Origin of the sequence: Ensifer sp. MJa1, assembly GCF_037026475.1 — a bacterium.
Lineage (GTDB): Bacteria > Pseudomonadota > Alphaproteobacteria > Rhizobiales > Rhizobiaceae > Ensifer.
Window position 1 is genome coordinate 1 of the sequence record NZ_JAKUMO010000020.1, and the last position, 12,889, is coordinate 12,889.

At 61.8% G+C, this 12,889-nt stretch carries 12 protein-coding genes; 5 read left to right on the plus strand and 7 right to left on the minus strand.

Annotated features, from left to right (window positions below):
• Positions 1-120: 120 nt before the first annotated feature.
• Positions 121-1,209, minus strand: coding sequence for a hypothetical protein (locus MKZ91_RS23335; protein ID WP_336173425.1), 1,089 nt, complete (start codon positions 1,207-1,209; stop codon positions 121-123).
• A 196-nt stretch (positions 1,210-1,405) separates the two neighbouring features.
• On the opposite strand from MKZ91_RS23335, the gene MKZ91_RS23340 reads away from it, so the two are divergent.
• The 3 genes from MKZ91_RS23340 to MKZ91_RS23350 all read left to right on the plus strand — a co-directional run bounded on the left by MKZ91_RS23340 (position 1,406) and on the right by MKZ91_RS23350 (position 2,555).
• On the plus strand, positions 1,406-1,711 hold the full coding sequence (locus MKZ91_RS23340) for a hypothetical protein (protein ID WP_336173426.1): 306 nt from the start codon (positions 1,406-1,408) through the stop codon (positions 1,709-1,711).
• A 156-nt stretch (positions 1,712-1,867) separates the two neighbouring features.
• Positions 1,868-2,182 (plus strand): hypothetical protein, encoded by a 315-nt coding sequence (locus MKZ91_RS23345; protein ID WP_336173427.1) that lies wholly within the window; start codon positions 1,868-1,870, stop codon positions 2,180-2,182.
• A gap of 55 nt (positions 2,183-2,237) precedes the next feature.
• The gene (locus tag MKZ91_RS23350; RefSeq protein ID WP_336173428.1) at positions 2,238-2,555 is read left to right on the plus strand and encodes a hypothetical protein; all 318 of its coding nucleotides are present in this window, start codon (positions 2,238-2,240) and stop codon (positions 2,553-2,555) included.
• 207 nt (positions 2,556-2,762) lie between these two features.
• On the opposite strand, the gene MKZ91_RS23355 is transcribed toward MKZ91_RS23350, so the two are convergent.
• The 6 genes from MKZ91_RS23355 to MKZ91_RS23380 are packed head-to-tail and all read right to left on the minus strand — an operon-like array spanning position 2,763 to position 9,787.
• Complete coding sequence (locus tag MKZ91_RS23355; protein ID WP_336173429.1) at positions 2,763-3,293, minus strand: cyclic nucleotide-binding domain-containing protein; 531 nt, start codon at positions 3,291-3,293, stop codon at positions 2,763-2,765.
• An 11-nt stretch (positions 3,294-3,304) separates the two neighbouring features.
• A complete protein-coding gene (locus MKZ91_RS23360) occupies positions 3,305-5,389 on the minus strand; it encodes an ATP-binding cassette domain-containing protein (protein ID WP_336173430.1) in 2,085 nt (694 codons plus the stop codon).
• Between the two features lie 2 nt (positions 5,390-5,391).
• A complete protein-coding gene (locus MKZ91_RS23365) occupies positions 5,392-7,575 on the minus strand; it encodes an NHLP family bacteriocin export ABC transporter peptidase/permease/ATPase subunit (protein WP_442892333.1) in 2,184 nt (727 codons plus the stop codon).
• Entirely contained in the window at positions 7,554-8,807 is a 1,254-nt protein-coding gene (locus MKZ91_RS23370; RefSeq protein ID WP_336173432.1) for an NHLP bacteriocin system secretion protein, read from the minus strand. Before MKZ91_RS23370 ends, MKZ91_RS23365 begins: the two co-directional genes overlap by 22 nt.
• Positions 8,808-8,813: 6 nt before the next feature.
• A complete protein-coding gene (locus MKZ91_RS23375) occupies positions 8,814-9,476 on the minus strand; it encodes a FecR family protein (RefSeq protein ID WP_336173433.1) in 663 nt (220 codons plus the stop codon).
• Positions 9,473-9,787, minus strand: coding sequence for a tetratricopeptide repeat protein (locus MKZ91_RS23380; RefSeq protein WP_336173434.1), 315 nt, complete (start codon positions 9,785-9,787; stop codon positions 9,473-9,475). Before MKZ91_RS23380 ends, MKZ91_RS23375 begins: the two co-directional genes overlap by 4 nt.
• 18 nt (positions 9,788-9,805) lie before the next feature.
• On the opposite strand from MKZ91_RS23380, the gene MKZ91_RS23385 reads away from it, so the two are divergent.
• A complete protein-coding gene (locus MKZ91_RS23385) occupies positions 9,806-12,040 on the plus strand; it encodes a CHASE2 domain-containing protein (protein ID WP_336173435.1) in 2,235 nt (744 codons plus the stop codon).
• Between the two features lie 10 nt (positions 12,041-12,050).
• Positions 12,051-12,869, plus strand: coding sequence for an MBL fold metallo-hydrolase (locus MKZ91_RS23390; protein WP_336173436.1), 819 nt, complete (start codon positions 12,051-12,053; stop codon positions 12,867-12,869).
• Positions 12,870-12,889 lie beyond the last annotated feature (20 nt).

The window sequence follows — 12,889 nt, forward strand, 5'->3', positions numbered from 1 at the left end:
CAGGTTGGTCTTGAACAACCCGACCCTATCGGAAAACACTGATGGCCGCCCGCAAACCCGATCACCCGCTACAGCGCAACGAGAAGCGCGCGGGCGCTCGGCTTTGCTACCTCCCGCCACCTACACCACTCCCTGGGACATGATCCGACGATGGGCGTTGCTCACTGAAAGAGACAGGAGGCGTCGCCCCACGCTGCCCTCAACTGACAGGGGCTCCGATAGCAGCGCCAGTCCCACGATCTGACCATCGCCATCCCGCGCCGCAACGGCCAGCCAGTCCGGGCGCCGCATGGACCAGTGAAACCAGAAGCGATCGTAGGTCAGTGGCATGCAGCCGGGCTCTGCGGCATCGAGGGTCTCGATCGTGACACCGTCGGCACCTGGCCGGACCAAGCGAACCGGCGGCGGAAGGGTGACGCCGCCCCAGGTCAGCAGGTCTCGCAGGCGCTGATTGAGGCAAAAGCTGATGAGCGCGGCCGTGCCAACATCGACGACATTCTGATCCATGAGGACTTCCACCAGCCGGCGCTCACAGGCGCCCAGTCGCATCAGCGTGGCTTGGGGCCGGGCGTCTATGCCTCTTGAAAGAGCGTCGGCTTTTCGCATGGCGGAATCCGGGGGGCACAGCGTCGCAAGGAGGGCGCTGATGCGGAGTGTATAGAGGTCCGCCGCATTGAGTGCGCGCCAGTCCGAGAAATCCATATAGGGGTTCGCGGGGGCGATGCGAGGCACCGGCAGGTCGGGCCAGCGCGCGAACGCACGAGCACTGCCGGTCGTGACGATCTCCGTCGCTATGCCGTGGCGTGCGAGGCGGGCGATTTCGTCCTGCAAGGTCGCATCAATCTCGGTGCCGTCCAGCCGTAGGGTGAGCATGAGCAATCCGGCCGCCGCGGCCGCGGCGAGTGTCCCGTCGTCTGGAAGGGGCCATGCGGCATGTGCGAGGAGAAGGAGCAGAGGGCCACGGTCCATTCGCTGCGCGGCTGTCAGGCGATGCCAGAGGGTGGTGTCATTCCAAAGATTGCTGTCCTCGACGAGCGCCCAGGTGTGTGTTTGGCGGATGCGGTCGATATCCGTTTGCAACTGCGCATCCGTGACGTCGCGGACGCCTTTCAACGTCAGCCAAGGCACACGCGCGGCAGGGGGCAGGAAGGCAGTGTAGACATCATTGAGCATAGCGATCACGCGAATACCGGGGCTTTCCGCAATCATAGGGGCGGTCCGAAACCACGTCCTGCTGAGCGAACTATGAATGGTCGCGCACGACTATGAATGGTGCTCACCACGCTGCGATTTCCATAGCCGCTGCCCGAATGCCATAGCGCTCCGTTCTTTCCATGGCGAGGATCATCGCCAATGATCACGGCGATCGGCAGCAAGGCCGAGCGATCTGAGAAAGGACCCAGATATGACGAATAGCGATAACGTTCGCTTCTATGCCGCAATCCGCGGCGACGCAGAGGCCCTGTCGCGGCTTGGCCAGGCGACGAGCGAAGCTGAACTCATCGAACTCATCATGGATGAAGCTCGGGCGCGCGGATTTGAACTGACAGCGGGCCTCGTTCGTGCCGGACTCGCGGATCTCGGCACCCTCGTGAAGGAGGCGGCAAGCGGCGAGGAACTGACGGAGCTCGAACTCGAGATCGTTTCCGGCGGCACCATGTTCTCAACCTTTCGCGAGCACAGAACCACCCAAACGCTGAGCTGCAAGTGATCGGGCGGAGGAGGCGTCGAGACCGCTACCGCGTCGCCTCCTGCGATCGAACGTCCAAACACCGGCCTGAGAAAGCGCCGCGGCGGGCCACGACCACCGCCGGCCGGGCACGTGTTGACTGATACTGCCCCAACGTGGGCGCAAGAAGGAACGACAATGATTGAACCACAGTCCGTCAGATTTTATGCCGCAATCCGCAAGGAACCGGCGGTGCTCGCCCGTCTTGGCCAGGCAGCGAGCGAAACCGAACTCGTCGAACGGATCCTCGATGAGGCAAGGGCGCTCGGCTTCGAACCGACGGTCGAGCTCGTCAAGAACGGGCTCGATAATTTGCCGATGATTATCGAGGAGACGTCGAAAGGAGATGAACTCAGCGAAGTGGAATTGGAAATCGTCTCCGGCGGGATCTCCTTCAGCTCCTTTGTTCTCTTCGACGAAGGCGGCCGGCGCTCGGGCACTGGCTGCAAGTAAGTGACCTCTGTGGCTGCTGCGCAAGCTTAAGCCTCTCCTCGCAAGGAATGTGCAAATGACCGATACGCAGACCGTTCAATTCTATTCTGAGATCCGCAAGGATCGTGAAACACTCGATCGCCTGGCGAAGGCGGCAAGCGAGTCCGAACTCATCGAACTGATTATGGATGAAGCTGAAAAGCGTGGTTTTGCTCCCTCAAAGGAGCTCGTGAGGGCTGGTCTTTCCGACCTCGGCGCCATCGTTCAACAGGTCGCTGGTGGCGACGAACTTACGGAAATGGAACTGGAAATTGTCTCCGGGGGCTACGACCAGGTTCGTGGCCCGACCGATTCATGTGGTCGCCCCTATGTGTCGACTCCGAAGCGAGGCTGACCTACTGCTCCTGCTTCTCTGACGTCTAGTCGGTGCCCGTTTTGCACGGACTGTTTGTACCGAAGCCGCGGACCTGTTCACCAAGTCCGCGGTGCTCGTCGTTTGTGACGGGCCGCGCGGAGCTCGTTTCGACCGGATCTCGCGGTCGGTTTCGGCAGGTCGACTTAGGGTCCGAAGCGACCTCGGACCGGCGGATGCGCGGTACGATCAGGCCCTCAACATTTCCATCATGCGGTTGAATCGTTCTCCAGCCAGAGACAGGCCGTCGAGCACAGCGTCATCCAGCTCGTCAGCTGTTTCCTCGGCGATACTGACCGCCCTGTCGTCGTAGCCGAGCCGTTTGACTGTGCCCCGCAGGCGATCGGAAAGGAAGGTGGCGAGCGCACGATAAAAGCGCATCCCGAAGGCCGGGTCCCGATCGATGTGGGCTTCGATTGCAGCCTTGGCGACGGAGAGAACCTGCGCAGGGCCGCGTGCAACGACCGAAGCTGAGGGTGGAGCCCTGTCGATGAAGCTCATCTCGCCAACGATTTCTCCGGGCAGCAACCGCGCCACTTGTCCAATGCCGCGAACCTCCACATCCAGTTCACCGGCAAGCAGGACGAACAGGGCGGGCACGGGTTCGCCCTCGGCAATCAGCACATGGCCGTCCGGCAGCAAACGCCTTTCGCCCGCTCGGGCCAGCCATTCCACATCCTGATCCGTGAGTTGGCCGAGAATATAAAGTACCTTTCGCATGCGGCTGGTCCTCAAAGCTGTTGTCGCTGCGCAAGGCGAGCGAAAGCGCCGTCCTTGCGCATGAGATCGTCGTAGGCACCATCCTCAACCAGCCGACCACGCTCCATGACGAGGATTCGATCTGCGCGCCTTATGGTCGAGAGGCGGTGTGCCACCATGATCCGCGTCGCGGAAAGGCTGGTCAGCGTCTCCATCACCAGGGCCTGGGTGATGTTGTCGAGAGCGCTCGAAGCCTCATCGAGCAACAGTACGGCAGGATTGTTGACCAGCGCGCGGGCGATCAAGAGCCGCTGGCGCTGTCCTCCCGAAAGGCTTGCCCCGCCAGCCTGCGTTACGGTGTGATAGCCCATCGGCATCGCGTCGATGTCGCGATTGAAACCCGCCATCGTTGCGGCGTGGCGGGCTTCGTCAATTCCGCGTCCGCTGGCACCGACGATGTTGGACAGGATGGTTCCGGAAAGGACCTGGCCGTGCTGCAGCACCACGCCGATCTGTCGGCGCACGGTCTCGGCGCGCAAGGTCGCAAGTGGCTGATTGTCGTATAGAATGTCGCCGCCTTCGGGCACGTCGAAAGCCATCAGCAATCTCAACAGGGTCGACTTGCCGCTGCCGGAAGCCCCGACAATTGCGACGAAGCTCCCGGGCTGGATGTCGAGGCTCAAGCGGTCGAGCACAAGCGGCGTCTGTGGCGTGTAGCGGAAGGACACCGAATTGAGGCTGATGGCGCCTTGCAGCTTGCCGGCTTCGCGCGCCGAACTGGTGGTTTCGGGCTGAGCCTCGAGAATGGGCTTGGCGCGAGCGAGATGCGGCAAAGCGGAAAGTAGCTGGGTTGTTGAAAGCGCGGTGAAGGTCAGAGCTTCCATGAATTGGCCAAAGGCCGTCGAAAAGGCAATCAAGGTGCCGGCGCTCATCGCCTTTGCGGCTCCCCCCTCGGCAAGTGATTGCTTCAGGAAGTAGGCCGCAAGGCCATAGACGATGAGGTTTGCGAGGAGCGGGTAGCTATTCGTGAATACTTCCGTGAGGTTACCCCAGGCGAGCTCCTTGTGCCGTAAACGCAGGAGCTTCGCATAGTGCGAGAGCCAGACGTTGAAAGCTCGTCCTTCCGCCTGTCCTGCCCGAAGCTTCGCCATGCCGCAAAGCATTTGCAGCGTCAGGCCGCTGACGCCGTTCTCCACGACCGCCTCGCCAGCCTTGATCTGCCGGCGGGCAATCGCTGTTAAGGTCAGCGCGCCGAACACCGCGAGCAGAACTGCAACGGCGGCAAGTCTGGCGTCATAAAAAAATAGGAGCATGAGGCTCGGTATTCCGGTCGCTGCTCCCATGAGAACCTGAAACGCCGAGGTGGAAGCAATCGCGCGAGCCCTTTGTATGCTGAGAGCTCTCGTCGTCAGGTCACCGATGGTGAAACTCTTGAAAAACCGTGGCGAAAGCCGCAACAGTCGGTCGAACAGAGCCGTCTGCGCGCGAGGATCGAGCCGCCCTTCAATCTTCAAGGCCGCCCACCCCTGAAGCGCGGCAAATGCGGTGCTTCCGAGTGCTGCTGCAAACAGCAGGAAGCCGATCTGCACGATGGATGAGACATCCGCCTGAGGAATGGCGTTGTTGAACATCTGTTGCGTGACGATCGGCAACAGCAAGGCGAGCAACGCGCCCGCGGTCGCAAGAACAGCGATGTGAAGCCCGTCGGCCCTGCTGCCTGAGGTGGCAAACTGCACAAGTGCGCGCCATTCCCGGGCGCCGTCCGGAAGGGGCGCGTGCAGCAGGAAGGCCTCGCCCTCCAGTTCTTCAGCGAGGGCCGTTGTGACCGGATACGAACCCTCCGTCGTGACCAGGCGGTATCCGGAGAAACCCCCGGGGAGAAGAGCCACCTCCTGCTCCTGTAAGCGCGACAGCATGACGCCCTGCGAACTCGTCTGCCAACCGTGGCGCAACTGAACCTTGCGCAGGCGGATCCCAGCGCTGGCGAGGATTTCGGATGCGTTGCCGCGCGCCCGGGGTGGCATGGCGACGCCGATGGAGGCGAGAAGCGTTCCTGCCACTCCCTGTGGCGGCGCAGGGCCATCGATGACGGCGGCGGCGAGGTTGGCGATCGACATGATTACTGGCTCCGAACCAGGCCCGCATATACACCTGCGCGCGCCATGAGCCGGTCATGATTTCCCCGCTCTATGACACGCCCGCGCTCCAGCACCAGGATCTCCTCGCAGTCTCGGATTGTGGAAAGGCGATGGGCGATGACGAGGCAGGCGCAGCCGCGTCGTCTAAGATTGGCGTCGACGATCTGTTCCGTCAGGGCGTCGAGCGCTGAGGTGGCTTCGTCGAGAACAAGCAGGCGGCTGTTACGGGTGAGTGCGCGGGCGATCTCCAGCCGTTGTCGCTGGCCGCCTGAGAAGTTCATTCCACCCTCGAGGACGCGCGCCTCAAGCCCACCACGTGCCATGACCTCCGCGAGCAGTTCCGCGTCGCGCAACGCTTCCATCAAGACATCGTCGGAGAGCGTGTCATCCCAAAGCGTGAGATTGTCACGCACTGTTCCATCAAACAGAAAGATGTCCTGATCGACATAGGCCATGAGCCCAACCTTTGTTGCCGCGTCGAGGGCTGTCAGCGGATGACCGTCAATGCAGATCTCGCCTGTCCATGGGACCGTAAGGCCGGCCGCCAGACGCCCGACGGTGCTCTTGCCGGAGCCGGAACCTCCCACCAGAGCGATGCGTGTTCCGGGATGGAGGTCGAGCGAGAAATCGTCCAGTATTGGTGCTGACAGGGGAGCGTAGCCGAAGGAGACATTTTCGATCGTCAGTCGCCCCTGTGGGGCCACGGTCAATTTGACGGGGGCGGAGGGTTCGGGAAGGGGATAGCGGAAGGCGTCCTCGAGTTTGGAGAGATCGGCCTTGGCGGCCTGAACTTGTGTGGAAAGCTGCGTCAAGCGCGCGATCGGCGTGGCGACGCTTCCAAGCAGGGTCTGGAACGCGACGAGGTCGCCTGTGGTCATGGCGCCTTCCATCACCCGAAACGCGCCCAACATCAGAACAAGCGCGGTCGTGAGGCCCGAGAGAAGTTTCGGGACGACCTGGATGAGTTGCGACGCGGCCATCTGCCTCTGGATGGTCTTGAGCGCATTGGCCTGGTAGCCGGACCAGGCGGCAAATGCGTCGTCCTCCTCTCCGTTGGCCTTGAGCGTCTCGATCGCTGAAAGCGTGCCTACCGTTGCCCCTTGCAACTTTCCGGCCGCGGAGGCGACAGCGGCGCTATCCTCTTCGGCGCGCGTGGTGTTGAACCAGACGGCAACACCATTTGCGGCCGAGAGCCCGATTGCCAATCCCGCCAGAACGGGATCGTAAAGCAGCATGGCCAAGCTGAAGAAGACGACGGAGATCAGATTGAACGCACTTGTCGCGAGATCACCCGAAAGAAGCCGCGCCATGCGCTCCCCCGCCTCGACCCGGTTCATCAGGTCACCTGGCTGACGCTGCAGGAAAAATGCAAGGGGGAGGCGGAGCAAACGCTCGAAGTAGCGGGATGATGCCACGGCCGCAAGTTTGGCTTCCAGCCGCGCGAGATAGAATTGCTGCACGAAGGTGAGTCCACCGCGGACAAGAGCCGTCAAGCCCATGGCGATGAGCAGAGGAGCGAGCCAGCTTTGCGCTTGGCGGCCGAAAATGTCATCGACCAGAATCTTCGAGAACGCAGGTATGACGAGGCCCGGGATCGCCAGCAAGAGGCTTGCAAGGAGCACCATTGACAGTCCATCCCGGGCACCAGCAAGGCGCGTGCCCAGCATGGGCAGCAGCTTCGACGGAGCGCCTTTCCGCACGAAGTCGGGGCCCGGCTCGAAGGCAAGCAACACGCCGGTGAAAGCCGCGTCCACTTCCTCACGCGAAAGAACGCGACGCCCTTGTGCCGGATCGTTGATAAGATACCTGCCGCGTCTTATGCCTTCGAACACGACGAAATGATTGAAGTTCCAATGGAGGATGGCCGGTGCGCGGATCTCTGACAACTGGCCGACTTCCTTGCGGAAGCCTTTGGCGATGAAGCCGTGGCGGCGCGCAGCCTTGAGAATATTGCCCGCATTGGTGCCGTCTCGAGCGACCCCGCATTCTTCCCGCAACTGCTCTAGCGGCGCCCAGCATCCATGGCGAGCCAGCACCATCGCAAGCGAGGCGGCGCCGCACTCGACAGCCTCCATCTGCAAGATGGTCGGTGTCCTGGCCGTCAGTTTCGCATTGGTCCGTCCTGCGCTGGCTAGCCATCGCCTCATGGCTCTATGCTCAGCCATTTGCGCAGTGCAGGGAGTACCAGATCGATCGGACGACGACGCTCGTAAGTGATCTCGGATGCGACGGTGGTGCCCGAGGTAATCGTGACCGGCGGCGTCTTGCCTGAGGTCCACAGCCATCGACCGTCGTCGTCGACCTGCAGGTTCAGTCGGGTTACATAGGGTTGGCTGCCGGCCGCCAATTGCTGGACGAGCGCCTGGTTGGAGAGCCAGGCTTCCAATCCGTTGGCTGCGACCGGATAGTCGGAGCGCTCCAGGACTTCGCCACGGATGCTGCCCCATTCTTCCTTCCGCACGGCGTCGGGCGTGATGCGAGCCTTCATCCCCGCGACGACCTTCTTGCCATCGGCGGTCGGTAGGAAGACGAGGGCTTCCAGCCCACCCCCATTCGTCTCGATCGAAACGATCTGCGCTCCAGCCGCGACGACGGAGCCCGCCGCCTGCTTGACCGCCACCACGCGCCCTGCAACGGGTGCGGTCACAAGATTTTCCTGCTGCATTCGCGCTTCGGTCAGTGCCTTGCGCCGTATCGCATCGTTGTAGGCAGCCTCAAGCTCCTTCAAGGCGGTTTCGCGAGAAAGGCGGAGTTCCGCGAGTTCGCTATCAAGCTTGGAAAGCGCGAGTTCGACGTCGCTCACCTGCTTCTGAGCGTTGGCGAGGGACACCCGTTGATCCTGCAGGCCGCGCGCGGATACAACGCCTTGGGTCTGTAGCTTCTCGATACCGGGCATCGACTTCACCAGCCACTGTGCGTGCTGGCGGGAAGCATCGAGGTTCGTACGAAGAGCGTCTTCCTGTTCCGCCTTGATGACCTCGCGGCTACGCATCTCTGTCAGGAACAAGGCTTGCCGCCGGGCGAGTTCCCCGCGCTTCTCCTCGATCTCCTGATCAAGGTTCAGCAACTGACGTTCGCTGCCGGCCTGCTCAATTCGGGCAACCACCTGTCCCTTGGCGACGATTTGTCCTTGAGCCGCCAATATCTCCGTGAGGACACCGGAGGCCAGCGTCATCGCTTCCTGTACGCGTCCCTCACGCACGACCAGAATTCCCTTGCCAGAGATATTGGACGGTAAGGAGCCGAAGATACCCCACAACAGGGCGCATAGAATGAGGAAGCCGAAGACGGTGATGCCGGCCCATCCCCTGGCATTCACCAACGGCAGCGCCGTGTCCAATTGTTCAGGGGAGGAAAGGCGGTCGAGAGCCGCCTGACGAAAAATCTGTCGAGACATGAAGATCTATCTCGCAGGCAACTTGCTGCGATCGATTGGTATCTCCGCCAGTTGATCGGTCTTCTTCGGTCCGCGATCGAACTGGCAGAGAAGGTCATCGATCTCGATGGCGGACAGGGGTCGAGCCGTGCGGGGGGCGTGGCCCGGCTCAGCGTCGATGGCCGTACCTCTTTTGCTCGTTGAACGCGTGACCCCGTTGCGGCGCAGCGTCAACTCTTCGCCATAGAGGAACGCGGCCGAGACCGATTGATCGGGTTGAACCGTCAGAAAGGCAATGCCGCCGCGAATGCCCATCGTCGCGGTGCCCGCCGAAATGGCAACCGGCTGCTCCTTGGAGAGCTTGCCGCCAACAAAACGGAACACGCCTTTGGTGACCGACAGCGCAATCTTGCCGGTGCTTCGGTCCGGATCGTAGACGAAGGTGTCGAGCACGACGTCGCTGCCGGGGCCGATGGAAAAGGCGCTTCCGTCGGCAAACAGCAACTGCGCGCGCCCTTCCGCTCCGGTCACGATCCGCTCATTGGCACGCACGGCGGCGTCCACACGGATGATCCGCTCGCCTTCACCGATCACTGTTGGTTGAACGGCAGCCGCAGTGCCGATGTCACGCGCCACAACTGGCTCGGTGAGCAACAGCAGCAGCAATACGCTGGCAAAATGCCGCTTCATGGCTTCGACCGATCGATGATGCGCAGCCGATCGAGGGCAACGCGCTTTAGCGAGGGGGTAGCGGCATCGTTCCGGGCGACCGTCGCGTAGTAGATCCGAGCCGCCTTCTCGGAGCGAATGCTCTCGTAGAGCTGCCCGAGCTTCAATTGCGCGCTCGCATCTCCCGGCGCGGCGATCAGGCGCCGTTCAAGGACAGCGATTGCGCCTTCCGGATCACCGCGCGCTTCAAAGAGCCGAGCGTCAGAGAGTGCCTCTTCGGCATCGACCGGAGTAGCCACGAGTAGGGCCAAGAGCAGGAAGCGCAAACGCATGGGGTTCCACCACAGGGATTGATTGCGACGCAACTTAAGCGACCGGCGTTCCCTGGCTCAACGCGCGAAAACTATGCGCGAGCCTCAAAAACTATGGAATCCGAACCGATCACATTGGCAGTGCCGGCGGCCGTCCTCACAATCGGCTTCATGTCCTCGCGCCTGAAAATACTGCTGGCTCCTGCCTGTCTGCTCACTCTTATTCTCGTCTGGAGAGCCTTCGATCCCGGTGAACTGCTCGTCCGGGCGAGGGTGATGGTCTTTGATGCTTACACAAGGCTGCAGCCGCGCAGCTTCGAAGCCGCACCTGTCCGCATCGTCGACATTGATGACGAGAGTCTTCGGCGTCTCGGCCAATGGCCGTGGCCGCGCCGGGTGCTCGCCGAAATCACCGACCGGCTCAATGAAATGGGTGCGGCGGCCATCGGCTTTGACAGTCTGTTTGCTGAGGAAGATCGCACGGCCCCGAAGTTCCTGGCGCAAGCCTATCCTGATATAAAAGCACTCGCCGGGCTGCCCGACCCCGACGACCGTTTTGCCGATGCAATCACGAGTGCGGCCAACGTCGTCATGGGCTACGGATTGTCGATGGATGCCAATCAGGCGACGCCAGCATTGAAGGCCGGCTTTGCGTTTTCGGGTCCTGACCCCGCCGCCTTCCTACCCAAGTTTGAAGGCGCAATCGTCAATCTGCCTAAACTGGATCAAGCAGCGGCAGGGTCAGGTGCGTTTGACTTCTATCCTTCCGATGGGTTGATCGTGCGTGCCGTGCCGATGGTGTACGCCTTGCGCGGCAAGCTCTACCCCAGCCTGGCCGCCGAACTGCTTCGCGTGGCACAGGGCGCCGGATCTTACACGCTGAAGGCCCAAGACGGTGCACTCACGGACATGCGCATCGGTGAGTTTACCCTACCGCTGACTGCGCGCGGCGAGTTGCGCATGCACTTTTCCCGTCCCGAGGGCGTGCGCTACCTTTCGGCTTGGAAACTGCTCGCAGAAAGCGCGCCACCGGAGCTGATTGCCGGGCATATCGTGCTCATCGGCACCTCGGCAACCGGCCTCAACGATATCCGTGCTTCCAGTCTTGATCCGACGATGCCCGGCGTCGAAGCCCATGCTCAGGCAATCGAGCAGATATTGCTGCAGTCCTTCCTGCAACGGCCGGATTGGGCGGAGGGGGCAGAGTGGTTGGCGACGCTGCTGCTCGGACTTCTGCTGATGGCATTGCTGTTCTATGCAAACGCTTTTTGGGGTGCGATCGCAGGGTTGGCGGCACTCCTTGTCGCCGGCGGCGCCTCCTGGCACCTCTACGTCGCCGAGCGACTGCTGCTCGACCCCGTGACGCCGGGTCTGGCGGGTCTTTTCGTCTATCTGGCCGGGTCGCTGGCTTCTTATCTGAAGGTTGAGGGAGAACGCCGGCACGTCACGGCAGCCTTTGGCCAGTATCTTTCTCCCGCTCTCGTCAGGAAGCTCGCCGCCGATCCGAGGCAGTTGGCCCTTGGCGGCGAGACACGGGAGCTTACGCTGATGTTCTGTGACGTGCGGGGCTTTACCGCTATCTCCGAGCACTTCCGCGGAAACCCTCAGGAACTGACCAGCCTCATCAACCGGTTCCTGACGCCGATGAGCGATGTGATCCTCGCCGCTGGCGGCACCATCGACAAGTACATGGGCGATTGTATCATGGCCTTCTGGAATGCTCCTCTGGACGATCCTCAACACGCCGTTCACGCGTGCGCGGCCGCGCGTGGGATGATGGCCGAACTTGAGGTCTTGAACGCGCAGCTGCCGGTCAAGCTCGGGATCGGCATTGGCATCAATACCGGCACTTGCGTCGTCGGCAACATGGGCTCCGAACGGCGTTTTGACTATTCTGCGCTTGGCGACGCGGTGAATCTCGCGTCGCGCCTTGAGGGGCAGTCGAAAACCTACGGCGTCACGGTGGTGTTGAGCGAAGAGACACTTCGCCGGAGCGGGCTTGCCGGGGTGGAACTCGACGTCATCGCGGTCAAGGGTAAGCAGGAGGCCGTACGAATCTTCACCTTGGGAGAGCCTCCGGAGGGTCATGACGCCATGCTCGCAGCCTACCGCACGCGGGCGTGGGAGGAAGCACAGGCTCTTCTGAAGCGCTTGAGCACCGCCTGTCCGGAATTCTCGACGCTCTACGCGCTCTACGCCCAGCGCGTTGCCGATCTGAGACTTCAGTCGCCGCCCGAGGATTGGGACGGTGTGTTCCGAGCGACCTCAAAGTAATCGCGGCCAGATGACTTTTTCCGTGACTTTCTGGGGTGTGCGCGGTTCGATTGCCTGTTCCGGCGATGCATTTGCTCGCTATGGTGGGAACACCGCCTGCGTGGAGGCGCAGATAGGAGGCACAAGCTTCATTCTCGATGCGGGTACGGGGCTGATGCCACTGGGACGCCGCATGGCCGGGGCGGAACCCGCAGCCTGTCATATTCTTCTGTCCCACGCCCATTGGGACCATATTTGCGGCTTCCCCTTCTTCGCACCCTGTTACGATCCGCGTTGGCGCATACACGTGCACGCGGGCAACATGGCCGCAAACGGCGGTGTCAGGCAGGTCCTAATGGGGCAGATGCAAGCGCCCTATTTCCCTGCGCCACTGTCGGCGATGGCAGCCGATATTCGTTTTACCGATTTCGACCCAGGTGAAACTCTGATCCTCGGCGATGGCGTTACGGTACGAACTGCGCCCCTCAATCATCCGGGTGGCTGCACGGGCTACCGTCTCGAATGGGCGGGCAAGAGCCTCGCCTACATAACCGATAACGAAGTGCCGCCAGGCGGCAACGATCCTGCAATTGCCTTGATGCAGGACGTTGATCTTGTTCTATTTGATGCCGCTTACACGCAAGCAGAATATGAAAGCCGCAAGGGATGGGGCCACTCCACCTGGCAAGAAGGTGTGCGGCTTGCAAGAGCCGCCGGCGCAAGGAAGCTCGTCCTGATCCACCACGATCCGGCGCATGACGACGAGTTCATGGCCAGGATCGAACGGGCAGCCCAAGACAGGTGGCCTCGCGTGTGGGCCGCACGAGAGGGCGCGACCATTGTTCTGTAGCCGGTTATCCGGGATGAAGT

Bases quoted from the DNA above. Each gene is read 5' to 3' on its own strand.
- MKZ91_RS23335 (WP_336173425.1), bottom strand. From the start codon at position 1,209: ATGATTGCGGAAAGCCCCGGTATTCGCGTGATCGCTATGCTCAATGAT.
- MKZ91_RS23340 (WP_336173426.1), top strand. From the start codon at position 1,406: ATGACGAATAGCGATAACGTTCGCTTCTATGCCGCAATCCGCGGCGAC.
- MKZ91_RS23345 (WP_336173427.1), top strand. From the start codon at position 1,868: ATGATTGAACCACAGTCCGTCAGATTTTATGCCGCAATCCGCAAGGAA.
- MKZ91_RS23350 (WP_336173428.1), top strand. From the start codon at position 2,238: ATGACCGATACGCAGACCGTTCAATTCTATTCTGAGATCCGCAAGGAT.
- MKZ91_RS23355 (WP_336173429.1), bottom strand. From the start codon at position 3,293: ATGCGAAAGGTACTTTATATTCTCGGCCAACTCACGGATCAGGATGTG.
- MKZ91_RS23360 (WP_336173430.1), bottom strand. From the start codon at position 5,389: ATGTCGATCGCCAACCTCGCCGCCGCCGTCATCGATGGCCCTGCGCCG.
- MKZ91_RS23365 (WP_442892333.1), bottom strand. From the start codon at position 7,575: ATGGCTGAGCATAGAGCCATGAGGCGATGGCTAGCCAGCGCAGGACGG.
- MKZ91_RS23370 (WP_336173432.1), bottom strand. From the start codon at position 8,807: ATGTCTCGACAGATTTTTCGTCAGGCGGCTCTCGACCGCCTTTCCTCC.
- MKZ91_RS23375 (WP_336173433.1), bottom strand. From the start codon at position 9,476: ATGAAGCGGCATTTTGCCAGCGTATTGCTGCTGCTGTTGCTCACCGAG.
- MKZ91_RS23380 (WP_336173434.1), bottom strand. From the start codon at position 9,787: ATGCGTTTGCGCTTCCTGCTCTTGGCCCTACTCGTGGCTACTCCGGTC.
- MKZ91_RS23390 (WP_336173436.1), top strand. From the start codon at position 12,051: ATGACTTTTTCCGTGACTTTCTGGGGTGTGCGCGGTTCGATTGCCTGT.